Origin of the sequence: Kitasatospora brasiliensis, from assembly GCF_032654805.1 — a bacterium.
Classification (GTDB): Bacteria; Actinomycetota; Actinomycetes; order Streptomycetales; family Streptomycetaceae; genus Kitasatospora; species Kitasatospora brasiliensis.
Map to the genome: position 1 here is coordinate 695,402 of NZ_JAUOOW010000001.1, position 24,935 is coordinate 720,336.

Annotated in this window: 23 protein-coding genes and 1 pseudogene; 6 read left to right on the forward strand and 18 right to left on the reverse strand. The window is 74.4% G+C overall.

Features of this window, described 5'->3' with window-relative positions; genetic code table 11:
- Positions 1-3 precede the first annotated feature (3 nt).
- From QWJ13_RS03165 to QWJ13_RS03185, 5 genes are all read right to left on the reverse strand, one after another.
- On the reverse strand, positions 4-480 hold the full coding sequence (locus QWJ13_RS03165) for an NUDIX domain-containing protein (protein ID WP_316520304.1): 477 nt from the start codon (positions 478-480) through the stop codon (positions 4-6).
- Between the two features lie 7 nt (positions 481-487).
- Positions 488-856 (reverse strand): hypothetical protein, encoded by a 369-nt coding sequence (locus QWJ13_RS03170; RefSeq protein WP_316521740.1) that lies wholly within the window; start codon positions 854-856, stop codon positions 488-490.
- Positions 857-1,186: 330 nt separating this feature from the next.
- Positions 1,187-4,042, reverse strand: coding sequence for a DEAD/DEAH box helicase (locus tag QWJ13_RS03175; RefSeq protein WP_316521622.1), 2,856 nt, complete (start codon positions 4,040-4,042; stop codon positions 1,187-1,189).
- A gap of 159 nt (positions 4,043-4,201) precedes the next feature.
- Entirely contained in the window at positions 4,202-5,374 is a 1,173-nt protein-coding gene (locus tag QWJ13_RS03180) for an aminotransferase class V-fold PLP-dependent enzyme (RefSeq protein ID WP_316520306.1), read from the reverse strand.
- A gap of 236 nt (positions 5,375-5,610) precedes the next feature.
- Positions 5,611-7,071 (reverse strand): MFS transporter, encoded by a 1,461-nt coding sequence (locus QWJ13_RS03185; protein WP_316520307.1) that lies wholly within the window; start codon positions 7,069-7,071, stop codon positions 5,611-5,613.
- A gap of 47 nt (positions 7,072-7,118) precedes the next feature.
- On the opposite strand from QWJ13_RS03185, the gene soxR reads away from it, so the two are divergent.
- Both soxR and QWJ13_RS03195 read left to right on the forward strand, forming a co-directional pair.
- Positions 7,119-7,592, forward strand: coding sequence for a redox-sensitive transcriptional activator SoxR (gene soxR, locus QWJ13_RS03190; RefSeq protein WP_316520309.1), 474 nt, complete (start codon positions 7,119-7,121; stop codon positions 7,590-7,592).
- A gap of 256 nt (positions 7,593-7,848) precedes the next feature.
- Entirely contained in the window at positions 7,849-9,300 is a 1,452-nt protein-coding gene (locus QWJ13_RS03195) for an aminopeptidase P family protein (RefSeq protein ID WP_316520310.1), read from the forward strand.
- A 13-nt stretch (positions 9,301-9,313) separates the two neighbouring features.
- Here the strand turns inward: QWJ13_RS03195 and QWJ13_RS03200 are convergent, their stop codons facing one another.
- The 3 genes from QWJ13_RS03200 to QWJ13_RS03210 are packed head-to-tail and all read right to left on the reverse strand — an operon-like array spanning position 9,314 to position 12,206.
- Positions 9,314-10,339, reverse strand: coding sequence for a nitronate monooxygenase (locus tag QWJ13_RS03200; RefSeq protein WP_316520311.1), 1,026 nt, complete (start codon positions 10,337-10,339; stop codon positions 9,314-9,316).
- A gap of 32 nt (positions 10,340-10,371) precedes the next feature.
- Positions 10,372-11,004: a response regulator transcription factor gene (locus QWJ13_RS03205; RefSeq protein ID WP_316520312.1), complete on the reverse strand. Its 633-nt coding sequence runs from the start codon at positions 11,002-11,004 to the stop codon at positions 10,372-10,374.
- The gene (locus tag QWJ13_RS03210) at positions 11,001-12,206 is read right to left on the reverse strand and encodes a sensor histidine kinase (protein ID WP_316520314.1); all 1,206 of its coding nucleotides are present in this window, start codon (positions 12,204-12,206) and stop codon (positions 11,001-11,003) included. The genes QWJ13_RS03205 and QWJ13_RS03210 overlap by 4 nt, the downstream gene beginning before the upstream one ends.
- Before the next feature lie 171 nt (positions 12,207-12,377).
- On the opposite strand from QWJ13_RS03210, the gene QWJ13_RS03215 reads away from it, so the two are divergent.
- Together QWJ13_RS03215 and QWJ13_RS03220 are read left to right on the forward strand one after the other, a co-directional pair.
- Positions 12,378-13,454 carry an ABC transporter permease gene (locus QWJ13_RS03215; RefSeq protein ID WP_316520315.1) on the forward strand — a complete coding sequence of 359 codons (1,077 nt, stop codon included), beginning with the start codon at positions 12,378-12,380 and terminating at the stop codon, positions 13,452-13,454.
- On the forward strand, positions 13,451-14,134 hold the full coding sequence (locus QWJ13_RS03220; RefSeq protein ID WP_316520317.1) for an ABC transporter ATP-binding protein: 684 nt from the start codon (positions 13,451-13,453) through the stop codon (positions 14,132-14,134). Before QWJ13_RS03215 ends, QWJ13_RS03220 begins: the two co-directional genes overlap by 4 nt.
- A 1-nt stretch (position 14,135) precedes the next feature.
- Here the strand turns inward: QWJ13_RS03220 and QWJ13_RS03225 are convergent, their stop codons facing one another.
- From QWJ13_RS03225 to QWJ13_RS03235, 3 genes are all read right to left on the reverse strand, one after another.
- Positions 14,136-14,732: a Uma2 family endonuclease gene (locus tag QWJ13_RS03225; RefSeq protein ID WP_316520318.1), complete on the reverse strand. Its 597-nt coding sequence runs from the start codon at positions 14,730-14,732 to the stop codon at positions 14,136-14,138.
- A 99-nt stretch (positions 14,733-14,831) separates the two neighbouring features.
- A complete protein-coding gene (locus QWJ13_RS03230) occupies positions 14,832-15,539 on the reverse strand; it encodes a GntR family transcriptional regulator (protein ID WP_316520319.1) in 708 nt (235 codons plus the stop codon).
- 191 nt (positions 15,540-15,730) lie between these two features.
- Positions 15,731-16,612, reverse strand: coding sequence for an NAD(P)-dependent oxidoreductase (locus QWJ13_RS03235; RefSeq protein ID WP_316520321.1), 882 nt, complete (start codon positions 16,610-16,612; stop codon positions 15,731-15,733).
- A gap of 132 nt (positions 16,613-16,744) precedes the next feature.
- Here QWJ13_RS03235 and QWJ13_RS03240 point away from each other — a divergent pair, with 132 nt between their 5' ends.
- Both QWJ13_RS03240 and QWJ13_RS03245 read left to right on the forward strand, forming a co-directional pair.
- Positions 16,745-17,359 (forward strand): TetR/AcrR family transcriptional regulator, encoded by a 615-nt coding sequence (locus QWJ13_RS03240; RefSeq protein WP_316521625.1) that lies wholly within the window; start codon positions 16,745-16,747, stop codon positions 17,357-17,359.
- Between the two features lie 32 nt (positions 17,360-17,391).
- Positions 17,392-17,739, forward strand: coding sequence for a hypothetical protein (locus QWJ13_RS03245; RefSeq protein ID WP_316520322.1), 348 nt, complete (start codon positions 17,392-17,394; stop codon positions 17,737-17,739).
- Positions 17,740-17,746: 7 nt separating this feature from the next.
- Here QWJ13_RS03245 and QWJ13_RS03250 read toward each other — a convergent pair whose 3' ends face one another.
- The 7 genes and pseudogenes from QWJ13_RS03250 to QWJ13_RS03285 all read right to left on the reverse strand — a co-directional run bounded on the left by QWJ13_RS03250 (position 17,747) and on the right by QWJ13_RS03285 (position 24,858).
- Positions 17,747-18,646, reverse strand: a complete 900-nt coding sequence (locus QWJ13_RS03250; RefSeq protein WP_316520324.1) for an ornithine cyclodeaminase family protein — start codon at positions 18,644-18,646, stop codon at positions 17,747-17,749.
- 47 nt (positions 18,647-18,693) lie between these two features.
- Positions 18,694-19,711 (reverse strand): annotated as a pseudogene (locus tag QWJ13_RS03260) (proline racemase family protein).
- Positions 19,711-21,084 (reverse strand): aldehyde dehydrogenase family protein, encoded by a 1,374-nt coding sequence (locus QWJ13_RS03265; protein WP_316521627.1) that lies wholly within the window; start codon positions 21,082-21,084, stop codon positions 19,711-19,713. Before QWJ13_RS03265 ends, QWJ13_RS03260 begins: the two are co-directional and overlap by 1 nt.
- 25 nt (positions 21,085-21,109) lie before the next feature.
- A complete protein-coding gene (locus tag QWJ13_RS03270; RefSeq protein WP_316520328.1) occupies positions 21,110-22,114 on the reverse strand; it encodes a proline racemase family protein in 1,005 nt (334 codons plus the stop codon).
- A gap of 72 nt (positions 22,115-22,186) precedes the next feature.
- On the reverse strand, positions 22,187-23,050 hold the full coding sequence (locus QWJ13_RS03275; protein ID WP_432277444.1) for a dihydrodipicolinate synthase family protein: 864 nt from the start codon (positions 23,048-23,050) through the stop codon (positions 22,187-22,189).
- A gap of 124 nt (positions 23,051-23,174) precedes the next feature.
- On the reverse strand, positions 23,175-24,560 hold the full coding sequence (locus QWJ13_RS03280) for an FAD-dependent oxidoreductase (RefSeq protein WP_316520331.1): 1,386 nt from the start codon (positions 24,558-24,560) through the stop codon (positions 23,175-23,177).
- On the reverse strand, positions 24,541-24,858 hold the full coding sequence (locus QWJ13_RS03285) for a (2Fe-2S)-binding protein (RefSeq protein WP_049652011.1): 318 nt from the start codon (positions 24,856-24,858) through the stop codon (positions 24,541-24,543). Before QWJ13_RS03285 ends, QWJ13_RS03280 begins: the two co-directional genes overlap by 20 nt.
- Between the last annotated feature and the right edge of the window lie 77 nt (positions 24,859-24,935).

Here is a 24,935-nt window from a genome sequence, read left to right on the forward strand (position 1 = left end):
CCACTACGCGGCCGGCCAGCCGTGGTGGGTCAGGCCGCCGGGGTCGGTGAGGGCGCCGCGGATTCCGGCGGCCGGGTAGGGGATCAGGTCCTCGGGCAGGTCGTCCTCGGTGAACCAGCGCAAGTCCAGGCACTTCTCCGGCTCACGGTTGACCGGCTCCCCCTCCCACCGGGTGGCGAGGTAGAACAGCCCGAGCCGCAAGGTCCCGGGGTCCTGGTGGGGCACGACGGTGTAGGCGAGGAACAGGCAGGCCGGGTCGGTCGCGATCCCGGTCTCCTCCTCCAGCTCACGGGCGGCCCCGCAGGCCGGCTTCTCCCCCGGATCGAGCTTGCCGCTGGGGGCGTGCCACTGGCCGTAACCGTAGGGTCCGCCGCGTTGGGACAGCAGGACCTTGCCGTCCGGAGTGCGCAGGATGACGTGGACGTCCACCACCGGAGGCGCGACTGCCGCTCCGCCGACGGGGTTGGTGCTGGTGCTCATGTTCTCTCTAACTCCCGTACGGGATTTTGGTGTTGATCATTTGAGGCGGGACCGCTTCCAGGATGGCCTGTGCGGTCTGCTCGGGAGTCAGGTGGGTGGTGTCGACGGTGTGCAGCCGGTAGCCGAGCCGTTCGAGCACGGGGGCGGCCTCGGCGTAGAGCCGGAGTTCGCGGGTGGTCGCGGCGGCATCGAGCTCGAAGCGGTGCCGGGTGCCCCGGCGGGCGAGGCGGCGTTGCACGGTGTCGGGGTCGGCGGTGAGGAGGACCGCGAGGTCGGGCACGTCCACGTCGAGGATCTGGATGCCATCGACGGCACCCCGGTGCTCGAAGTGAAGCCCTGGTTCGAGGAGTTCGGTCCGCGCGGAGAGGTGCGGCAACCTGCTTGGCCACCGAGATGCTCCGCGATTACTTCGCCCCGACGCCCCCGACGTCCCCGACGCCCTGAGCGCCCTCACTCGGGACGAGCGAGGACACTCAGGTCAAGTACGGAGATTCGGTTCATCGCAGGAAGTCGGCTGAACCGACTTCCTGCGCAACGTCACTCAAATCCGTTGCTGCTTCGGCCCGCCGAAGCGGCGCCGACAAGAAGGGGGTGGGGAGCCGCCATGGCCGCAGGCCTGGCGGCTCCCCCTCTCGGGTCGCCGGGAGGGCATGCGGAAGGGGCCCGCACGTTCGGGTGAACGGGCGGGCCCCTTGCGGGTGTTCGGTCAGCCCACGGAGGAGTAGGCGATGATGCCGCGGCGGAGGCTGTCGACGGCCTTGCGGGCGGTCTTGCGGAGCTCGGCGTCCTCGCCGGCGGCGTCCTGGATCTGGCCGAGGACGTCGATCAGCTGCTTGGTCCAGCGGACGAAGTCGCCGGCCGGCATGTCGGCGTCGCGCAGGACCTGGTCGAGGTTGTGGCCGAGCGCCCAGCGGTAGGCGACCCAGGCGAAGCCGAGGTCGGGTTCGCGCTGGCCGACACCCTCGGCGGTGTTGATCCGGTGCTGCTCTTCCAGGGCGTCCAGGTGGCCCCAGATCCGGACCATCTTGCCGAGCGCCTCCTTGGCCGCGCCCTCCGGCACCCGGGGGGCGCCGGCGTCGTCGGCCTGGCGCGCCTCGTACACCAACGCCGAGGCGCAGGCGGCGAGTTCGGCGGCGGCGAGGCCGCTCCAGACGCCTTCGCGGATGCATTCGGAGGCGAGCAGGTCGAGTTCGCCGTAGAGCCGGCCGAGCCGCTTGCCGTCGTCGGTGACGGCGTCCCCGCTGAGGTAGCCGAGGTCGGTGAGCAGCGCGCAGACCCGGTCGAAGGTGCGGGCGATGGTGTGGGTGCGCGAGCGCATCCGGCGTTCCAGCAGCTCGGTGTCGCGGTGCAGCCGGTGGTAGCGCTCGGACCAGCGGGCGTGGTCCTCGCGGTCGGAGCAGCCGTGGCAGGGGTGCTGGCGCAGTTCGGCGCGCAGCCGGGTGATCTCCGGGTCGTCGGCGGCGGCCGCGCGGCCGCGCCGGAACCGCTCGGGCTCCAGGTGGCCGGCCTTGGTGCGCAGCGCCGAGGCGAGGTCGCGCCGGGACTGCGGGCTGCGCGGGTTGAAGGACTTGGGGATGCGCAGCCGCTCGATCGCGACGACCGGGTACGGGAAGTCGATCATGGCGAGCCGCTTGACCTGCCGCTCGGCGGTGAGCACCACCGGGCGCGGGCCGTCCTGGAAGTCGGGGTGGCGCGGGCCGCCCCGGCCGGTGCGGTTGACCGGCGGCAGGCCCGGGTCGAGGACCAGGGCGAGGCCGGCGAACTTGCCGGTGGGGACGTGGATGACGTCGCCCGGCTTGAGCTGCTCGATCGATTCGGCGGCGGCCGCGCGGCGCTGGCTGGTGCCCTCCCTGGCGAGCTCGTTCTCGCGGTCCTTGAGCTTGCGGCGCAGCTCCATGTACGCGTCGAAGTCGCCGAGGTGGCAGGTCATCGACTCGCGGTAGCCCTCCAGCCCCTCTTCGTTGCGCTGCACCTGGCGGGCGATGCCGACCACCGAGCGGTCCGCCTGGAACTGGGCGAAGGACGTCTCCAGCAGCTCGCGCGAACGGTGCCGGCCGAACTGGGAGACCAGGTTGACGGCCATGTTGTACGAGGGCCGGAACGAGGACTTCAGCGGGTAGGTGCGGGTGCCGGCCAGGCCGGCCAGGGCCTCCGGGTCGAGGCCGCGCTGCCAGAGCACCACGGCGTGGCCCTCGACGTCGATGCCGCGCCGCCCGGCCCGGCCGGTGAGCTGGGTGTACTCGCCGGGGGTGATGTCGGCGTGGGTCTCGCCGTTCCACTTGACGAGCTTCTCCATGACCACCGAGCGGGCGGGCATGTTGATGCCGAGCGCCAGGGTCTCGGTCGCGAAGACGGCCTTGACCAGGCCCTTCACGAAGAGCTCCTCGACCACTTCCTTGAACCGGGGCAGCATCCCGGCGTGGTGGGCGGCGATGCCGCGCTCCAGCCCGTCCAGCCACTCGAAGTAGCCGAGGACGTGCAGGTCCTCGTCCGGGATGTCGGCGCAGCGCTCTTCGACGATGGCGCGGACCAGGGCCCGGTCGGAGTCCTTGTTGAGCCGCAGCCCGGAGCTGAGACACTGCTGGACGGCGGCCTCGCAGCCGGCCCGGCTGAAGATGAAGGTGATCGCGGGCAGCAGGCCCTCGGCGTCGAGCCGGTCGATGACGTCCACCCGGCCCGGCGTCCAGACCCGGCCGGGGCGGCCGTTGGGCATCGAGCGGCCCCGGCCGCGGCCGAAGCGGTCGCGCGGGTTGCGGTCGAGTTCGGAGCGGGCGAGCCGGACCAGTTCGGGGTTGACGGCCTTGCCGGGGTTCTTCAGGTTGTTCTTGGGGCGGCCGTCACGGTCGGGGTCGGCGAACAGGTCGTACATCCGGTTGCCGGCCATCACGTGCTGCCACAGCGGCACCGGCCTGGTCTCGGAGACGATCACCTTGGTGCCGCCGCGGACGGTGTCCAGCCAGTCGCCGAACTCCTCGGCGTTGGAGACGGTCGCGGAGAGCGAGACGAGGGTGACCGACTCGGGGAGGTGGATGATGACCTCCTCCCAGACGGCGCCGCGGAAGCGGTCGGCGAGGTAGTGCACCTCGTCCATCACGACGTAGCCGAGGCCGTCGAGGGTGCTGGAGCCCGCGTAGAGCATGTTGCGCAGCACCTCGGTGGTCATCACCACCACGGGGGCGTCGCCGTTGACGCTGTTGTCGCCGGTGAGCAGGCCGACCTTGGCGGCGCCGTAGCGCTTGACCAGGTCCCCGTACTTCTGGTTGGAGAGCGCCTTGATCGGCGTGGTGTAGAAGCACTTGCGGCCGGCGGCCAGGGCCAGGTGCACGGCGAACTCGCCGACGATGGTCTTCCCGGAGCCGGTGGGGGCGGCGACCAGGACGCCGGAGCCGGCCTCCAGCGTCTCGCAGGCCTCCACCTGGAAGTCGTCGAGCGGGAAGTCGTACAGCTGCTGGAAGCCGTACAGGGCGGTGGCCTGCTCCTTGGCCCGGCGACGGCTGGCCGCGTACGCCTCGGCGGGGCTGAGCTCCTGGTCGTCCTGGGGCTCTGGCTGGGGGGTGTTCATCGCCGTCCGGGTGTGGTTGGTGTGATCTCGCATCTCAGCCAGAGGTTACCCGGGAGGGCTGACATCGATAGCACCCTTTTTCGGCGCGACGGTGAGCGACGGGGCGCGACGGAACGCGACGGTGAGCGCCCCGGTCCGACGGGCTCCCACCCCGCCGCCTCAGCCCTTCAGCAGCTCCGCCAGCCCGTCCGCCAGCCGCTCGTACTCCGCCGGCCGGTTGTACAGCTGCGCGCTGACCCGCAGCACCCCGCCGCCGGCCCACGGGCGGACGGCGATCCGGGTGCCGAGCCGCTGCCACACCTCGGCCATCAGCTCCCGCACCTGCGCCTCGGTCTCGCCGTGCCCGGCCGGCAGCCGGACGGTGCGCATCCACACCCCGGCCGTCGCGGGCAGCGGCTCCAGGCCGGTCCGTTCGACCAGCGTCCGGAGGCCGTACGCGGCGAGCGCGGTGTTGTGCGCGGTCACCGCCGGGTGCCCGAGCTCGCGCAGCAGCGCGAAGCCGGCCGGGGCGGCCAGCCAGGGCGTGTAGTCGCAGGTGCCGCGCCACTCGACGCTGTAGGGGAAGCCCTTGTCGTGCTCCCAGGACAGGGCCAGCGGGCGCACCCGGCCGGTCCACTCGGGGCGGACGGCGAGCACCCCGGTGGCGCGCGGGGCGAAGGCCCACTTGTGCAGGTTGCCGAACCAGAAGTCGGCGTTCGGGTCGATCGGGGCGGGCAGCATGCCGGGGGCGTGGGCGCCGTCCACCACGGTGGTCACGCCGCGGGCGCGCAGTTCGGCGAGCAGGGCCGGGCCGGCCACCAGGCGGGCGGTGGGCGAGGTGAGCTGGTCCAGGACGGCGACGGTGACGCGCTCGTCGACGGCGGCGAGCACCGCCTCGCGGACGGCGTGCTCGTCCGGGGCGTCCAGCGGCACCGGGGCCACCACCACCTCGGCGCCGGTCTCGGCGGCCCGGCGGGCCGCGGCCTGGACCACCGAGCCGTAGCCGTGGTCGGTGACCAGGATCCGGTCGCCGGGCGCGAGCGGGATGCTGGCCAGGGCGATCGCGACCGCCTCGGTGACGTTGGGGACGAACGCGAGCCGGTCCGGGTCGGTCTCCAGTTCGGCGGCGATCAGGGTACGGGCGGCGGCGACCCGGGCCGGGAGGTCGGCGAAGAAGCCGTCCGGGTCCTGCTCGTGCTCGACGCGCAGCCGCTCCTGCACCCGCTGGACGGGGACGGGCACGGCGCCGAACGAGCCGTGGTTCAGGTGCGCCGCGTGCGGCGACACGCTGAACAGCCCGTCGGCGGCCGGCAGCGGGGCCGGGGGTTCGACGGTCCGCGGGTCCTCGATCACGGCTTCCTCCGCTGGCTGAGGTGCCGTCGGCCGACGCCGGCCGGCACCTGGAACGGCGTGTGACAGGTCACGGAGAGGCTACTGGCCGGGCCGTGCGGTGTCTCCCCCGCCGACCGCGCGATCCGTTGACCGGTGCGCCGTCCCGCGAAAGGCCCCGGATCCCCCCGACGAAAAGGGACCCGGGGCCGGCTTCCTTGCCCGGCCTCAGCGCCCCAGGGCGCGGGCTGTGCCCGGCCTCAGCGCCCCAGGGCGCGGGCGGTGCGGGCGGCGGTCAGCATCCCGAGGACGGTGATCGCCGCGATCCCGAAGGTCATGTACCGGGCCGAGTCGACCGGGCTGTCGGCGCCCAGGTTGACCAGGGTGCCGGCCAGCGCCGAGGTCACCGAGAAGGCGATCAGCTGGGTGGTGTTGATCGCCGCGGCCGCCTTGCCGCCCTCGGCCGGGTCGCTGCTGCTGCGCATCGCGGCCACGCTCAGGTGCGGGAAGGCCAGCCCGATCCCGGTGCCGGCGCCGAACAGCGCCACCGCCCAGAGCAGCACCCGGAGCCCGGAGGCGTGCCCGGTCTGGGTCAGCCCGTACAGCAGCAGGCCGCCGACCAGCACCAGCGGGGCGGTGCGGATCGCCGCGGCCCGGCCGCGCGCCGACTCGATCCCGACGCTGAACAGCTGGGCGGCCGTCCAGCCGGCCGAGATCGCGGCGCCCAGGAACCCGGCCACCAGCGGGCCGAGGCCGCCCAGCTGCTGGCCGAACAGCGGGATGAAGTTCTCCGCCACGACGCCCGCGCAGAGCACCGCCACGGTCAGGTAGAGCCACTTCAGCGGGCTGCCGGCCCGGTAGGTCCGCTGCGGCAGCACCGTCGCCGACGCGCGCCGTTCGACCGCCACGAAGCCCACCAGCAGGCCCAGTCCGGTGAGCAGGCAGAGCGCCGTCGGCCAGCCGCTCGGCACGGTGGAGCTGACGCTGAAGGCGGCCGCGGCCAGGGTGAGCAGCAGCAGCGAGGGCAGGGGCACCGGGCCGCTTCCCTCCCCGGCGTTGCCGGAGGGCCCGGGCAGCACCCGGCGGGCCAGCACCGCCAGCACCAGCGCGGCGGCCAGCAGCAGGACGTACGCCCAGCGCCAGGCGCCGAGTTGGGCGAAGAGCCCGCCCAGCGACGGCCCGACCAGGGTGCCGACGCCCCACATAGCGGAGACCAGTCCGGCCGCCCGGGTCCACAGCCGCTCCGGCAGCGCGCCGCGGATCACGGCGTAGCCGAGCCCGGCCACCAGCCCGCCGCCGAGGCCCTGCACCACCCGGCCGAGGATCAGCGCCGCCATCGACGGGCTGAGCGCGTTGACCACCGCTCCGGCGCCGAAGACCAGGAAGCCGAGCACGTACGCCCGGGCGGCGCCGAGGCGGTCCAGCAGCCGGCTGACCAGCATCGAGGCGATGACGGCGGCCATCAGGAAGCCGGTGGCCACCCACGCGTAGTACCGCTCGCCGCCGATGCCGGCCACGATCGAGGGCATCAGCGCGGCGGTGAGGTAGAGGTTCATCGCGTACAGCGCGACGCCGCCCGCCAGGATCGAGGCGGCCGCGGCGTACCGACGGGAGAAGAGTTCGCGCCACCCACCGGAGGCCCCCGCGTGCGAGACCTCAGCCGGGTAACTGCCCAGCTCGGCATGGTCGGTGTCGCTCTTGACGGCAGTCGATTCGGTCACGTCCGGTACGCTAGGACTTCAAGAGAACTTGAAGTCAAGGAGCCGCCATGACCACCGCCCCGGTCGATCTGCTGAGCGTCGGCGAGGTGGCCCGGCGGGCCGGGATCGCCACGTCGGCCGTGCGTTTCTACGAGGAGCAGGGGCTGATCTCCTCCGAGCGCACCACGGGCAACCAGCGGCGCTACCGGCGGCACGTGCTGCGCCGGATCTCGCTGATCCTGGTCGCCAAGCGGCTCGGCATTCCGCTCTCCGAGGTCGCCGAGGTCTTCACCGGACTACCCGAGGACCGGATGCCCGGCAAGCACGACTGGGAGCGCATCTCCCGGCGCTGGGCCGAGCAGCTGCGCGCCCGCCGGGTCGAGTTGGAGCGGCTGGAGGGCGAGCTGACCGGCTGCATCGGCTGCGGCTGCGTGTCGCTGCGCCGCTGCCGGGTGCTCAACCCGGGCGACGAACTGGCCGCCGAGGGCCCGGGGCCGCGCCGGCTGCTGCCGGAGGACGGGCTGCTGCCCGCCGAGGAGTGAGCGGGCCCGCCCGGAGGGGCACCCGGGCGGGCCCGGTCGGACGCGGCCCTCGCAGGGTTCCCCGCCGCGTCCGACCGGGGGTCCGGCGCGACCCGACCCTCCGGAGGTCGGTGACTTCCGGAAAGCAGTGGGCCGTCCCACCGGATGATCAGTAACATAGTAATGTGAAATTGCACTGCACAAGAGGTGGCGCCACCCGTTACCGAGCTGTGTCCGTGCCCCGCGCATCTCCCCCTTCCCGCCCAGGAGTTCACCGGTGAACCTGCCCCCGACCGGCCTCAACACCGGGAGCCACGACCTCCCGGTCTCCCCCGCCCTCGCCTCGTTCATGGGCTCCCACTGGAGCGCCACCCCGCTCCCCGCCGATCGACGCGTCCCCGGCTACGACCGCTTCCCCGGCCGCCGCGCCCGGCTCTGCGCCGCCTTCCCCGGCGAGCGGCTGATCGTCCCGGCCGGCCGGCTCAAGGTCCGCTGCAACGACCTCGACTACCGCTTCCGCCCGCACAGCGCGTACGTCTGGCTCACCGGCCTCACCGGCGAGGACCAGGCCGACCACGTGCTGGTCCTCGAACCGGCCGGCCCCGAGGGCCACGAGCCGGTCCTCTACCTGCGGCCCCGCTCCCCGCGCGACGGCGGCGAGTTCTACCGCGACCGCCGCTACGGCGAGTTCTGGGTCGGCCCCCGGCCCGACCTCGCCGAGGCGGCCCGGCTCACCGGGGTACGCACCGAGCACCTCGACGACCTCGGCAAGCTGCTCTCCGGCCCGCAGCCGCCCACCCGGGTGCTGGCCGACACCGACCCGCTGGTCGACGAGGCCACCGAACGGCGCGGCCCCACCGCGGCGGACGGCGAACTGGCCGCCGTCCTCGCCGAGTTGCGCCTGGTCAAGGACGAGTGGGAGATCGGCCAGCTGCAACTGGCCGTCGACCACACCACCACCGGCTTCGAGGACGTCGTCCGCGCCCTGCCCACCGCCCTGCGCCACCACCGCGGCGAACGCTGGATCGAGGGCGTCTTCGACCTGCGCGCCCGCGCCGAGGGCAACGGCACCTCCTACACCACCATCGCCGCCTCCGGCGCCCACGCCTGCGTCCTGCACTGGATCCGCAACGACGGCGCCCTCGACCCGAACTCCCTGCTGCTGCTGGACGCCGGCGTCGAGACCGACACCCTCTACGCCGCCGACATCACCCGCACCCTGCCGCTCAGCGGCACCTTCACCCCGGTCCAGCGCCAGGCCTACGACCTCGTCCTCGCCGCCCAGAGCGCCGGCATCGCCGCGCTGCGCCCGGGGGCGCGGTTCCGCGACTTCCACCGCGCCGCCATGCGGGTCATCGCCGAGGGCCTCGCCGACTGGGGCGTCCTGCCCGTCTCCGCCGAGGAGGCCCTCGCCGAGGACAACGGCCTGTACCGCCGCTACACCCTCTGCGGCAGCGGCCACATGCTCGGCCTCGACTACCACGACTGCGCCAAGTCCCGCGCCGACCGCTACCTCGACGGCACCCTGGAGGAGGGCATGGTCCTCACCGTCGAACCCGGCCTCTACCTCCAGCCCGACGACGAGACCCTCCCCGCCGAACTCCGCGGCCTCGGCATCCGCATCGAGGACGATCTGGTCATCACCGCGGACGGCGCCCACCTGATGTCGAGCGCCCTGCCCCGCACCGCCGACGCCGTCGAATCCTGGATGGCCGAGCTGCTGGACTGAGACCCGCCCTGGCTCACGCCCCGCGCGCCGCGCCCCACAGGTCGGTGACGATGGCCTCCGCCGGGCCGGTACGGGCCAGCAGGTGGGCGGTACCGGCCCACAGGTGCATGGCGGCGGTGTCGCCCCGGCGGGCGGCCGCGACGCGCAAGGGGGTGGTGAGGCGGTTGACCTCGGGGTAGGCGGGCGGGGCGTACGGGCCGTAGCGGTCGATGAAGGCGTTGCGCAGGCCGCGGGCCGGGCGGCCGGTGAAGGCGCGGGTGACGGCCGTCTCCGGGAGTTCCACGAGCGCGTCCTGGTGGGCGGCCGGGGCACCGGACTCGTCGGAGCGCAGCAGCGCCGTGCCCAGCTGCACCGCCGCCGCCCCCGCCCGCAGCGCCGCCGCGATGGCCGCGCCGTCGCCGAGCCCGCCCGCGGCGATCAGCGGCAGCGCCGTCACCTCCCGTACGGCGGGCAGCAGTCGGAGCAGCGGCAGCTCTCCCGGCCGGTCCGTCACCCGGTGGGTGCCCCGGTGCCCGCCGGCCTCCGGGCCCTGCACGCAGAGCGCGTCCATCCCGACGGCCTCGGCGTCGCGTGCCTCCTGCGGCGTGGTGACGGTGGCGACCTGGGCCGTCCCGACCGCCCGCAGCGCCGCCGCCTCCTCGGCCGTCGGCAGCCCGAAGGTGTACGAGACCACCGGCACCGGGTCCGCGACCAGCGCGGCGAGCTTGGCCTCCCAGTCGTCCCGGTCCGGCCCGACCTCCTCCGGCAGCGTCACGCCCCACTGCTCGGCCTCCGGCCGCAGCCGCTCCCGGTAGGCCGCGACGGCCGCGCCGTCCCCGGGCTCGCCCGGCACGAAGAGGTTCACCCCGAACGGCCGATCGGTCGTCTTCCGGACCTCGGCGATCTGCTCGGCCATCGCGGCGGCGGACTTCATCCCGGCGGCCAGGAACCCCAGCCCGCCGGCCCGGTTCACCGCCACCACCAGCTCGGGCGTCGAAGGACCGCCCGCCATCGGGGCGCCGATCACGGGTACGGCGAGGTCAGGGACACGGACGGCCATCGGGGGTCTCCTCAGGTACGGGACGGCCCACTCTACGCTCGGCGGATCAGCCCCCGCCGCCGCGACTCCCGGACCGCCGCCGTACGCGAGTCCACCCCCAACTTGGTGTAGATGTGCACCAGATGGGACTTCACCGTGGCCTGGCTCAGGTGCAGCCGCTGGCTGATCTGCTGATTGGTCAGCCCGTCCGCGACCAGCCCCAGCACCTCGGTCTCCCGGGCGCTGAGCGCCGCCGCCGGCGTCCGCATCCGCTCCAGCAGCCGGTCCGCCACGCTGGGCGCCAGCGCGCTGCGCCCGGCCGCCGCGGCCCGTACGGCCTGGGCCAGCTCCTCCGGCGGCGCGTCCTTCAGCAGGTAGCCGGTGGCGCCCGCCTCCAGGGCCGGCAGGGTGTCCGCGTCGGTGTCGTAGGTGGTGACGACCAGCACCCGCGGCGCGCCCGCCCTGGCGGTGATCGCCGCGGTGGCCTGCGCCCCGTTCATCGCCGAACCGGGCCCGAACTGGAGGTCCATCAGCACCACGTCCACGCCCGGCTCCGCCGCCAGCTCGACGGCCCGCTCGGCGGTGGCCGCCTCCGCCACGATGGCGAAGTCCGACTCGCACTCCAACACCGCCCGCAGCCCGGCCCGCACCACCGGGTGGTCGTCCGCGATGAGCAGCCGGATCACTGGCCCGCCTCCGCGCCGGCCGGCAGCTGCACCGCCACCGCCGTGCCCTGCCCGGGCGCCGACTCCACCGTGAAGCTGCCGCCGAGCGCCCGCGCCCGGGCCCGCATCGAGGGCAGCCCGAAGCCGCCCTCCTCGCTGGTGCGGCCCGCGACCACGGCCGGATCGAACCCGTCCCCGTCGTCGACCACGTCCAACGCCACCTCGCCCTCCATGTAGCTGAGTGTCACCTCCGCCCGGGTGGCCCCCGCGTGCCGGACGGTGTTGCCGAGCGCCGACTGCGCGATCCGCAGCAGCGCGACCTCCTGCGCGGCCGGCAGCCGGAGCGGGTCGCCGGAGACGTGCAGGTGGACGGGCAGCGCGCCGTGCGCCGTCGTCGTCGCGCACAGCCGCTCCAGCGCGACCGGCAGCGGATCGCCGTCCAGCGAGGGCGGGGTCAGCGCCCGGACGAACCGCCGGGCCTCGTCCAGGTTGTCCTGGGCGGCCTGCCGCGCCTGCTCGACGTACCCGGCGGCCGCCTCGGTGCGCTCGGGCAGCGCCCGCTGGGCGGCCCGCAGCAGCAGCTGGATGGAGCTGAGGCTCTGTGCGAGGGTGTCGTGGATCTCCCGGGCGAGCCGCTCGCGCTCGGCCAGCACCCCGGCCGCGTGGTGGGCGGAGGCGAGGTCGGCGCGGGCGGCGGTCAGCTCGTCGATCAGCCGGCGCCGCTCCTCGCTCTCCCGGTACAGCGCCTGGTAGCCGAGCACGGTGGCGGTGGCGACGGCCGCGCCGAGCGCGGGCCCGATCGAGGCGGCGAGGCTGAAGCTGTGCTGGTGCCAGGACCACGCGGTGATCGCCCCGACGGCGGTCAGCGCGACGGCCACCGGCCCGCCGCGCCGCCCCAGCAGGTGCAGCTCCAGGAAGTACAGCGGGAACGCCAGCCAGACCCCGTCCTGGGTGGCGAGCAGCACGCCCGCCCAGGTGACGCCGAGCAGCGCCAGCCAGAGCGCGGCCGCCCGGCGCAAGCGGCGGACGGCGGCCAGCTGCGGCCCGACGGTGTAGACGGCGGCCATCGCGGTGGCCGCGGCGCCGACGGCGGCCGGATCGCCGCTGTGGTCGACGAAGACGGCCCGGGCGACGGCGAGCGCGAGGAGGCCCGCCACGAGCAGGTGCAGGCAGACCTGGAGGACGCGGGCGACGGGGGTGGTTCTGGATCGTTCGGTCGCCATCCGTCCAGCCTAAGTCGGCGCCGACAGCCGGGCATCAATCAAAAGGTTGAACTCCGCGTCTGCCCTTTGATGCCCAGGATGCAATCCCCGGCGCGATGCCTCCAGGCCCCTGCGTCCACGACCGTGGAAGCGTCGGAAGACACCCTGTCCGCTTCGTAGGAAAGGCCCAGCGTGTTCGTCGCCTGGAGGGACCTGAGGTTCGCCAAGGGCCGGTTCGCCCTGATGGGGACCGTCATCGTGCTGATCACCGTCCTGGTCGGCCTGCTGTCCGGGCTGACCGCCGGACTCGGCCGGCAGAACATCTCCGCGATCACCGGCCTGCCCGCCGACCACCTGGTGTTCGGCAAGCCCGCCGACGGCCAGAAGCTCTCCTTCACCGACTCCCAGGTCACCCCCGACCAGTGGCAGGCCTGGGCCCGCGAGCCCGGCGTCACCTCCGCCCAGCCGCTCGGCATCACCACCACCAAGGCCGCCGCCGGCCGGCGCACCGCCGCGCTGTCCGCCTTCGGCGTCCCGGAGGACTCCGGGCTCGCCCCGAAGGGCGCCCGGATCGCCCCCGGCCAGGCCGTGCTGTCCAGGACCGCCGCCGAGAACCTGGGCGGCCTCACCCCCGGCGCCGAGTTCACCCTGGCCGGGCACCCGCTGCGGGTCTCCGCCGTCGAGGGCGACGCCGCGTACAGCCACACCCCGGTGATCTGGACCAGCCTCGGCGACTGGCAGCAGGCCGCCCCCGGCGGCGCCGGCCACGCCACCGTCATCGCGCTCGACACCGCGAAGGGCGCCGACCTCGCCGCCGCCGACGCCCGCCACGGCACCGAGACCCGCACCCGCGACGACGCCCTCACCGCGATCGGCTCGTACACCTCGGAGAACGGCTCCCTCCAGCTGATGCGCGGCTTCCTGTTCGCCATCTCGGCCCTGGTGATCGGCGCGTTCTTCACCGTCTGGACGATCCAGCGCAGCGGCGACATCGCCGTCCTCAAGGCCCTCGGCGCCTCCACCCGCTACCTGCTGCGCGACGCCCTCGGCCAGGCCGTCCTGCTGCTGGTGCTCGGCACCGTCCTCGGCACCGCGATCGCCCTCGGCGCCGGGGCTCTGATCGGCTCCGCCGTCCCCTTCGTGCTGGACGCCCCGACCCTCCTGCTGCCCGCCACCGTCATGATCGCCCTCGGCGCGATCGGCGCGGCCCTGTCCATCCGCCGGATCACCTCCGTCGACCCGCTGACCGCCCTGGGGAGTGCCCGATGACTCTCATGCTCGACCGCATCACCTTGACCTACCCGGACGGCGACGGCCGGCTCACCGCCCTGGACGAGGTCTCGCTGACCGTCCCCAAGGGCTCGGTCACGGCCGTCGTCGGCCCGTCCGGCTCCGGCAAGTCCAGCCTGCTGGCGGTGGCCGCCACCCTGATCACCCCGGACTCCGGGCAGGTCGTGATCGACGGCACCGACACCGCGGGCCTCGGCCGGGCCGACCTCACCGCGCTGCGCCGCACCAGGATCGGCATCGTCTTCCAGCAGGCCAACCTGCTGCCCTCGCTCACCGCCGTGGAGCAGCTCCAGGTGATGGCCCACCTGGACGGCCGCGCCCCGCGCAGCGCCCTGCCCCGCGCCCTGGAGCTCCTGGACGCCGTCGGCCTGCGCGACCAGGCCGCCCGCCGCCCGCACCAGCTCTCCGGCGGCCAGCGCCAGCGGGTCAACATCGCCCGCGCCCTGATGAACGACCCGACCGTGCTCCTGGTGGACGAACCCACCAGCGCTCTCGACCACGAACGCGGCGCCGCCGTCCTGGACCTGCTCACCGAGCTCACCCACCGCCGCGCCACCGCGACCGTCCTGGTCACCCACGACCGCACCCATCTGACGGCCGTCGACCAGATCGCCGAGGTGCGGGACGGCAGACTGACGATCCCGACGGCGGCGGTCTGAACTACTTCTTCGCCGTCAGCACGTCGTCCACCGACAGCGTCACCGAGGCGCCGATCGACTCCGGCAGGGTGAAGGACTGCCCGGGGTGGTGGACGGCGTGCAACCGGTACTCGCCGTCCTCGGGGTCGGTCAGCACCATGACACGCTGCTTGCCACGATCCACGATGACGTAGACCGGCACCCCGGCTTCCGCGTACAGAGTCGGCTTGATCTTGAGATCGATCAGGTGGTTCGAGGAGGTCACCTCCACCACGAGCCTGAAGATCGCCGGGTCGTAGCAGTTGCGCTCGACCAGGTGGTCGGCGTAGTCGGCATCGACGATCGACATGTCCGGAACGGCGTAGTCCGACGGCCCGTGGGGCAGCCAGAGGCCGATCCCCTGAATCACCCGGGTCGTCTTGCCGTGGAGGCCTGCTACGAGGAACGGAATGCTGAGGCTGGTGAGAGAGTCACCGTGTTGTCCGTCCGGAGGCGGCGTCACTGTGATCTGTTCTCCGAGGATCTCGACCCGGTGCCCCACGAACTGCTTGGAGATCAGCTCAGCGGATTCGAGCAGCGTCATCTGCTCGAAGGGGCCCTCCAGTGCTGCGGCGGACATGGATTCCTCCTGGCTGCCGATGTCGAGACCATCATCGTAGAGCTCGGGCGCCTGCCGACGCCCGATTCCCAGCCTTCACCCGAACGAGCGGTTTGGCCCCTACCGGGCCTGGAGGCGCAGGGCCGGCTGGTCGTCCTCGGCGGTCTGCTGACCGGCCCAGAGGGAGCGGACGTGGCCGAGGTGGCGGGTCATGCAGGCTTCGGCCGCCTCGGCGTCGCCGGCGAGCATCAGGTCGAGCAGCTCCAGGTGCTCCTCCGCCGAGGAGACCAGCTCGCCGCGCTCGTCGAGACGGTTGAGGCCGTACAGCCGGGAGCGCTTGCGCAGGTCGCCGACCACGTCGACCAGCCGGGTGTTGCCGGCCAGGCCGAGCAGGTCCAGGTGGAACTGGCGGTCGGCCTCCAGGTAGCCGATCAGGTCGTGCTTGCGCGCCGCCGCGACGATCGCCTCGGCCTGCGGGCGCAGCCGTTCCAGCTGCTCCTCGGTGGCGGTGCGGGCCACCCGGCCGACGGTCGGGACCTCGATCAGGGCGCGGATCTCGGTGTAGTCGTCGAGGTCGCGTTCGGTGAGCTCGGTGACCCGGAAGCCCTTGTTGCGGACGGCCTCGACCAGGCCCTCGCGGGCGAGGTCGAGCATGGCCTCGCGGACCGGGGTCGCGGAGACGCCGAAGTCGGCGGCGAGCGCCGGGGCGGAGTAGACGACACCGGGCCGCAGTTCGCCGGAGATCAGGGCCGCCCGGAGTGCGTGGGCGACCTGGTCGCGGAGCCGCTCCTGGACGGAGATCAGGGTGCGGGATTTGAGGTCGGCCATGGTGTTCCTCCGGATGGGTGCAGAACACCAGCGTACAATGTCACGTTACGTTGCGTACGCAACAGCCGGTGATCCGAGCACCCGCCGATCCGGCCCCCGCGACGCCGAAAAGCCGTGGTGGCAGCGGCGATCGGCCGCTGCCACCACCCCCGTCAGCCCCCCGCTGGCCCTCCCCACCCCCCCACGGACGGCTACGCCCGGCGGAAGCGTCCCACGAGTGCGCTCAGGCTGTCCTCGCCGTGCCCGGCCTCGACGGCCCGCCGGAGCACCTGCGCCAGCAGCGCCGGCAGCTCGCCGTCCACCCCGGAGGCCTCCGCGGTGTGCCGGACGTGCTCGATGCCGGCGAGCCCCATGGTCAGCCGGTCGACGTCGCCGCGGTGGTCCCCGGCGGTGATCCGCGGCGCGTAGAACTCGATCATCCACGGCATCAGCGCGGCGGTGGAGACGGCGTGCGGCCGGAACTCCTCGGCCGAGATGCCGTTGGCCTCGGCGATCGCGGTGGCGTGCAGGTAGCCGACCATCGAGGTCCAGAACAGGTCCATCTGGATCTGGTAGTACAGCTGCGCCAGCCCGGGGTCGTCCCCCCGGTAGTCCGTCCCGGCGAGCACCTCCAGGGTGTCCCGGTACCGCTCGAACAGCTCGGCCGGTCCGCTGTAGAAGACGGACGACTCGGGGCTGCCGATGCCCGACGGCGGCACCTGCACCCCGCCGTTCAGGTGCTCGGCCCCGCGCTCGGCGAGCCAGCGGGTGACCTCGCGGGCCCGCTCGGGGGTGTCCGAGCCGAGGTTCGCGAAGACCTTCCCCTTCAGCGCCGGCTCGGCCGACTCCAGCACGGCGATCACCGCGTCGTAGTCGGTGAGGCTGAGCACCACCAGCTCGTTCGCCGCCACCGCGGCCTCTGCGCTCGGCGCCGACTCGGCACCCCGGCCCACCAGTTCGGCCGCCCGCCCGGCCGTACGGTTCCACACCGTGACGGCGTGCCCGGCGTCCAGGAACGCCCCGGCCATGGCCTGCCCCATCGGGCCGAGCCCGATCACCGTCACCGGGCGCTTCGACTGCTGCTCCACGGACATGCGTCTCCCCCTCCACGAGAACGAATCACTAGAACGAACGCTCTATCCAGAGCGACGGAGCTGACGCTAACACGGCTCTAGAGCGAACGCTCTATTCATTCCTTCGGCTAGGATCACGACGTGAAGACGCCCGTGACCAAGCCCGCGAACAAGCCCGCGGGTGCGCCCGAGAAGACCGCCACCGTCGGCACCCGCGAGCGGATCGTCCGGACCACCTCCCGGCTGCTGCAACGCCAGGGGTACGAGGGCACCGGGATCAAGCAGATCTCCCGCGAGGCCGAGGCCACCCTCGGCTCCGTCTACCACTTCTTCCCGGGCGGGAAGCAGGAGTTGGCCGCCGCGGCGATCCGACACGGGGACGAGGAGTTCGCCGTCCTGCTGCGCGCCGGGCTGGGCTCCTCGGCGGACCCCGGCGAGGCGATCACCACCTGCACCCGGATGCTCGCCGACGAACTGCGCGCCTCCGGCTGGCAGGACGGCTGCCCGATCACCACCACGGCGCTGGAGACCGTCGGCCGGGTGCCGGTGATCGAACAGGCCGTGGCCGAAGCCTTCGCCAACTGGCGAGCCATCGTGGCGGATTGGCTGCTCGCCGCCGGCATCGACGCGGAGGACGCCCGCGAGCTGGCCGACACGGTCCTCAACACCCTCGAAGGCGCTGAGCTCTCCGCCCAGGTCGCCCGCGACGAGGAGCCCCTACTGGTCAGCGGCCGGCACCTGGCCCGGCTGCTCGCGACCTACCGCTGAAGCGCGGCCGACAGCCCTCGGGAGCAACGGACTTGTCGATCGAAGCGGCACTCTACGACGGCCGCCCCCACACCGTCCGACGCGGCAGCGGCCGACGCGGCGGCCCAGCCCTGCTGCACCTGTCGACCGACCACGGCCCCGGCCTCGCCGAGGCGCTGGCCGCACACGCCGGGCCGTCCGACCACCGGCTGGGCCGGATCGACCCGTACGGGGACACCCTGTTCAACGAGCAGGACGCCGGCGCCGCCTTCGAGGAGGCCACCGCCCTGCTCGCCCGCTGCACCACCGAGGCGCAGCGGGCGGCCGTCCGCGACCTGCGCAACCTGCTGGCCAACTGCGCGGCCACCCCGGGGAGTTGGCTCTGCCTCATCGGCGACTGAGCGGCCGCTACGGCGACCGGTCAACCCCGGCCCGCCGGTACACCTGCGCCGCGACCGCCAGGTCCTCCCAGGCCATCCCGACGCTCTTGAAGAACCGCGGCCGCTCCCGCGGCACCGGCGCCTCGCCGCGCACCAGCTCCGCGAGGTTCCACAGCCGCCGCCCCGCCACGCCCGCCAGCAGCAGGTCCCCGGCCTCCCGGGCCGCGACCGCGCGCGCCTCCACGTACAGCTCGGCCCGGTCGACCAGCGCCGCGTCCACCTCCCGCGCGTCCGGCTCGTGCGAGCCGACCGCCGCCACCGCCGCGTGCGCGGGCACCAGCGCGCCGTCGAACAGCGGCGTGCGCGCGGTGGTGCAGCAGACCACCAGGTCCGCCGCCGCGACCGCCTCCGGCCCGCCGACCTCGGCCGTCAGGCCGAGGCCCCGCCCGTACGCGGCCAGCGCTCCCGCCCGCCCGGCGTCGCGCGCCACCACGGTGAGCCTGGTCAGCGGCCGGACGGCGAGCAGCGCGTCCAGGTGCCCGTACGCCTGCGGCCCGGAGCCGAACAGCACCAGGTGCTCCGCCCGCGGCACCGCCAGCCGCCGCAGCGCGGCCGCGGTGACGGCGGGCGTGCGCAGCGCGGTGAGCGCGGCGCCGTCCAGCAGCGCGACCGGTTGCAGGGTGGGCCCGTCGAGCAGCAGGTAGCTGCCGGTGATCCGGGGCAGCCCGCGCGCCGGGTTGGCCGGCGCCACCCCGGCGATCTTCACGCCCGCGTACGGCCCGGCGGCGGCCGGCATCAGCAGCAGCTCCCCGGCGGGCACCGGTACGGCCGACCGGGCGGGTGCCGCCTCCGGGTCGAACCCGTCCAGCAGCACCCGCTCGATCGCCCCCACCGCCTCGGCGGGCCCGACCCCGCCGACCCCAGGCACGGCGTACCGGAGCGGCGCGACAGCCGCACCGGAGGACTCGGCCGGTCTCACAGCAGGAACCCCGCCCCCAGCTCGTCGCCCGGCTCCAGGACGAAGCCGTGCTCGCCGGTGCGGAACGCCGCGCCGCCGACCTCGGTGACCACGCCCTCGCCCAGCGGGTCGCCGCCGGGCAGCAGCGAGCCGGTGAAGACGGTGCCGATGACCGACTCGTGCCGCAGCGGCTCGCCGGGGGCCAGCCGCCCCTCGGCGGCGAGCACCGCGATCCGGGCGGAGGTGCCGGAGCCGCAGGGCGAGCGGTCGATCTGCCCGTCCGCGAAGACGGTGACGTTCCGCTGGTTCAACCCGCCGTCAGCGGAGGGGAGTTCGTCGTACAGCACCACCCCGTACACGCCGGACAGCCGGGTGGTCGACGGCCGCCGAGCCGTCCAGTGCCGCTCTGATCTCCCGCCCCAGTGCGGTGAGTTCGGGCAGCCGCGCCGGTTCCACGGCCAGGCCCAGCGCGGCCGCCGGAACGGCGGCGTAGCAGGCGCCGGAGTGCGCCACCGCGACCTCCACGGTGCCGCGCGAGGTCTCCACCGGCAGCTTCAGCGCGGTCACCCGGGTGGGCACGTTGCGGAAGGTCACCCCGGTGGTCCGCCCGCAGGACCGGTGCACCAGGGCGGTGACCCGGCCGGACGGCACGTCGATCCGCACCGGCGCCACGCCGTCGGCGGGGGCCGCCACCAGGCCGGAGTCCACCGCCCAGGCGCCGAGCGCGATGGTGCCGTGCCCGCAGGCGGTGGAGTAGCCGTCCTTGTGCCAGAACAGCACCCCCAGGTGCGCCCCGTCGTCGTCCGGCGGCACCAGGAAGCCGCCGTACATCCCGGCGTGGCCGCGCGGCTCCCGGCTGAGCAGCCGCCGGACCTCGTCCAGCGCGCTGGGCCGGGGCGCGGTCGCGCTGCCGCCCGCGCCGAGCGCGATGGCCCGGCGCTCGGCGACGGTGTCGCCGGGGATCGGCGGCGCGCCCTCCAGCACGATCCGGAACGGCTCACCGGCCGTGTGGTAGTCGACGGTGCGCACGAACATCAGGCGGCTCCGCCCGGCAGCACGCTGACGGTCCGGCTGACGGTGTAGAAGTCCAGGGCCGCCTGGCCCTGTTCGCGGTCGCCGTGGCCGGCGCCCTTGGTGCCGCCGAACGGCAGGTGGAAGTCGACGCCGCTGGACGGGGCGTTGACCCGGACCATGCCCGCGTCCAGCCGGTCGGCGGCGGCCAGCGCCACGTCCAGGCTGCGGGTGTGCACCGAGGTGGAGAGGCTGTGCGGGGTGTCGTTGGCGAGCGCGATCGCCTCGTCCAGGTCGGCGGCGGCGTGCAGCACCGCGATCGGTCCGAAGAACTCCTCACTGGCCAGCGGGTGTTCGGCCGGTACGTCGGTGAGCAGGGTCGGCTCGACGTACCAGCCGGCCCGATCTGGCACCCGGCCGCCGGCGAGCACCACGGCCCCGGCCTCGACGGCCGAGGAGACGGCGCCGGTCAGCCGGTCCCGCGCACCGGCGTTGATCACCGGTCCGCAGACCGTGTCGTCGACCGCCGCGAGCGCCTTGACCAGCGCCTCGCGCAGCGGCTCGTACGCGGCGCCGACCGCGATCACCCGGCTGGTGGCGGTGCACTTCTGCCCGGCGTATCCGGCGATGGCCGCGGCGAGGTGCCCGGCGGCCGGCTCGATGTCGGCGTCCGGCAGCACCAGCGCGGCGTTCAGCCCGCCGAGTTCGGCCTGCACCGGCACCCCGCGCTCGGTCGCGGCCCGCACCACGGCCCGGCCGACGCCGGTCGAGCCGGTGAAGGAGACCACGTCGGCCGTGTCCACCAGCGCCGCGCCCTCCGTCGCCCCGCCGGGCAGCACCGTGAACACGTCCTCGGGCAGGCCGGCCGACGCGGCCAGCTCCGCCAACCGCAGCGCGCAGGCCGTCGCCTCCGGCGCGGGCTTGAGCACCACCGCGTTGCCGACCGCGAGGGCCGGTGCGGCCTTCCAACCGGGGATCGCCAGCGGGAAGTTCCACGGCGCGATCAGCCCGGCCACCCCGTACGGGCGACGCCGGGTGAACAGCAGTCCGGGCCCGGCGGCGGTCTCGTGCACCGCCCCGGACGGCGCGTACGGCGCCTGCGCGTAGTAGCGCCAGATCGCCGCGGTCCGGGCGACCTCACCGGCCGCCTCGGCCTGCGGCTTGCCGACCTCGCGCACGATCAGCGCGGCCAGCTCCGGCGCGTGCGCCTCCACGGCGTCCGCCATCCGGCCGAGGGCCGCCGAGCGGGCGGCCGCCCCGGCGGCGAGCCAGTCGCCCTGCGCCGCCCGGGCCCGCCCGACGGCGGCCCGCACGGCCTCGGCACCGGGCTCCTCGACGGCGACCACCAGGTCGTCCGGGTCGGCGGGGTTGTACGAGGTGATGGTCACGGCCGGCAGCCCTTCGAAGGAGGAACGGGGGAGTTCAGAGCAGGAAGCCCGCCGGGAACGGGTCGTTCGGGTCGAGGAAGTACTGGGCGGTGCCGGTGACCCAGGCCCGCCCGGTGACGGTGGGCACCACCGCCGTCCGCCCGGCCACCTCGGTCTCCTCGACCAGCCGCCCGGTGAAGGTGGTCCCGATGAAGGAGTCGTTGCGGAAGTCCCGTCCGAGCGGCAGTTCGCCGCGCGCGTGCAGCTGGGCCATCCGGGCCGAGGTGCCGGTGCCGCAGGGCGAGCGGTCGAACCAGCCGGGGTGGATGGCCATCGCGTGCCGGGAGTGCGCGGCGGTGGAGCCGGGGGCGAGCAGCTGGACGTGGTGGCAGCCGTGGATGGACGGGTTCTCCGGGTGCGCCGGCCGGTCGGGGCTCTCGTTGATCGCCGCCATCATGGCCAGGCCCGCGTCCAGGATCTCCTGCTTGCGCTCGCGCGCGAACGGCAGCCCGAACTCGGCGAGCGGCAGGATGGCGTAGAAGTTGCCGCCGTACGCGAGGTCGTAGGTCACCGTGCCGTAGCCGGGCACCTCGATCTTGCGGTCCAGGGCGACGGAGTAGGACGGCACGTTGCGGATGGTCACCGCCTTGGCGGCACCGTCCTCGACCCTCACCTCGGCGACCACCAGCCCGGCCGGGGTGTCCAGCCGGACGGTCGTGACCGGCTCGACCACCGGCACCATCCCGGTCTCGACCAGGACGGTGGCGACCCCGATGGTGCCGTGGCCGCACATCGGCAGCAGTCCGGAGACCTCGATGTAGAGCACCCCGAAGTCGGCGTCCGGCCGGGTCGGCGGCTGGAGGATCGCGCCGCTCATCGCCGCGTGGCCGCGCGGCTCGTACATCAGCAGGGTGCGGAAGTGGTCCAGGTGCTGCTGGAAGTGCACCCGGCGCTCGGCCATGGTGGCGCCGGGGATGACGCCGAAGCCTCCGGTGATCACCCGGGTCGGCATGCCCTCGGTGTGCGAGTCGACGGCGTGGAACACATGACGGCTGCGCATGGGTCACAGCTCCCGTACAGGTTCGGATGGTTGGAGGGGCGCCGGACCGGCCGGGGCCGGAGTCGGCGGAGCTCAGACCAGCCCGTCGGCCAGCGCCTTCCCGGTGGCCGCGCGCACGGCCGCCTCGACCTCCGGGGTGAGCGGCACCCGCGGGGCGCGCACCGGGCCGCCCAGGCGCCCGGCGATGTCCATGGAGAGCTTGATGGCCTGGACGAACTCGGTCTTGGAGTCCCAACGCAGCAGCGAGTGCAGCGACTTGTAGAGCGGCAGCGCGCTCTCCAGGTCGTGCCGGACGGCGGCGTCGTAGAGCGCCACCGAGGCGGCCGGCAGCGCGTTCGGGTAACCGGCGATCCAGCCGACCGCGCCGGCCAGCGCCAGTTCCAGCAGCACGTCGTCGGCACCGATCAACAGGTCGAGCCCGGGGGCCAGTTCGGCGATCTCGTACGCCCGGCGGACGTCGCCGCTGAACTCCTTGACCGCCACGATCGAGCCCTCGCCGTGCAGTTGGGCGAGCAGCGCGGGGACGAGGTCCACCTTGGTGTCGATCGGGTTGTTGTACGCCACGATCGGCAGGCCCGCCTTGGCGACCTCCGCGTAGTGGGCGCGCACCGAGGCGTGGTCGGCCCGGTAGGCGTTCGGCGGCAGCAGCAGGACGGAGCCGGCGCCGGCCTCGGCAGCGTGCTCGGCCCAGCGGCGGGACTCGGCGCTGCCGTACGCGGCCACCCCCGGCATGACCCGGGAGCCGTCGCCGGCCGCCTCGATCGCGACCTCGACCACCTTGGCGCGCTCCTCTGCGGTGAGCGTCTGGTACTCACCCAGCGAGCCGTTGGGGACGACGCCCTCGCAGCCGGAGTCGATCAGCCAGCGGACGTGCTCGGCGTAGGCGTCGTAGTCGACGGAGTGGTCCGGGCGCAGCGGCAGCGTGGTGGCGACCATGACGCCGCGCCAGGGACGGGTGGTGTCGTGCTGGGTGATGGACACATGAACTCCTTGATGAGGTGTGACATTTTATAAGTGGGGGCGGGCCGCAGACAAGCTCCCCGACCCGCCCGGTCGAGCCCTACTCGGCGGCCAACTGCGAGAGCGGCACCGGACAACCCAGCGGCCGCCGGTCCGGCCCCGGCTCACCCGAGCCGGCCAGGCAGGCCACGGCCGGACCGCACATCCGGCCCTGGCACCAGCCCATCCCGGCCCGGGTGAGCAGCTTGACGGTGCGCGGATCTCCCGCGCCCAGGTCGTCCACGGCCTCCCGGATCGCCGCGACCGGCACCTCCTCGCACCGGCAGACGTCGGTGTCCGGGCGCAGCCAGCCGGTCCAGCCCGAGCCCGGCCGGTGGGCGGCGGCCATCAACCCGGCGAAGGCCCGCAGCCGGGCCCGGCGGCGCAGCAGCACGGTCGCGGGCAGCGCCCCGGCGACCGCGTGCGCGGCCAGCTCCCCCTCGGCGAGGGCGAGGTCCGCGCCGCCGACGCCGTTGGTCTCCCCCGCCGACCAGAGGCCGGGCACGCTGGTGCGCAGCCGGGCGTCCACCGCCAGCGCGACCGCGCCGTCCGGCCCGGTGGCGGTCCGCGCGCCCAGTTCGGTGGCCAGGTCGATCTGGGGCAGCAGCCCGTGGCCGACGGCGAGCGCGTCGCAGTCGATCCGCCGCTCGGTGCCGGGCACCGGCCGCCAGTCGGCGTCCAGCCGGGCCACCGTCACACCGGTGACCCGCTCCGTCCCGTGCGCCTCGACCACCGCGCTGCGCGGGCGCAGCCGGACGCCGTGCCGCAGCAGCGCGCCGCCGTGCCCGGCGCCTTCGACCAGCTTGCCGGGCACGCCCGCCAGCACGCCGGGGCGCCGCCCGTACCCGAGGTAGGCGGTGGCCTCCACCACGGCGGGCACCTCGGCCCCGGCGGCGACCAGCGAGGAGGCCGCCGCGAGCAGCAGCGGGCCGCTGCCGGCCACCACGATCCGCCTGCCGGGCAGCACCAGCCCGGCCTTGAGCATGGCCTGCGCGCCGCCCGCGGTGACCACCCCGGGCAGGGTCCAGCCGGGGAACGGCAGCTGCCGCTCGTAGGCGCCGGTGGCGAGCAGCACCGACCGGGACCGGACGGTGGCCCGGTCGGTGCCCTCCGGCCCGCGGGTGACGTGCAGCGCGAAGCCGTCCCCGGTGCGCTCCAGTGCCCACACCTGGTGCCCGCTCCGGAACGCGGCCCGCCCCGCGCTCTCGTGCCCGGCGAGCCGGTCGGCCAGCCCGGTGTAGACGGACCAGCGGTGGTGCAGCCGGTCCGGCCGGGCCGCGCCGAGGCCGGGCGCCGGATGGCGGTAGTACTGCCCGCCGGTGCGCTGCGCGCCGTCCAGCAGGACGCAGCTCAGCCCGAGGTCGGCGGCGGTGACGGCGGCGGCCAGTCCGGCCGGGCCGGCGCCGATCACGGCGAGGTCGAAGGTCTCAGACGGCGAGGTCGGCACGGCCGTGGCCCTCCTGGGTGGTGACGGTGGTGCCGGGCTCGGCGGGGAGCAGGCAGGTGCGCTGGTTGGGGCGGCCGTCCACGGTGGCCAGGCAGTCGAAGCAGGCGCCGATCCCGCAGAACGCGCCGCGCGGCTTCCCGCCGACCCGGGTGGTACGCCAGGCGAGCACGCCGTCGGCCCAGAGCGCGGCGGCGATCGACTGGCCGGGCAGCGCGGGGACGGGTCGCCCGTCGAACTCGATGTGGTGGGCGGGCCCGGGCTCGGCCTCGACCAGCCCGGCGGGGGTGCGGCGGCGCATCGGCGGCCTCTCCGATCTCACGGGTCCGACAGGGAACCGCACGGGCCATGGGTCATCTCACGGGCCCGGCGGTGAGG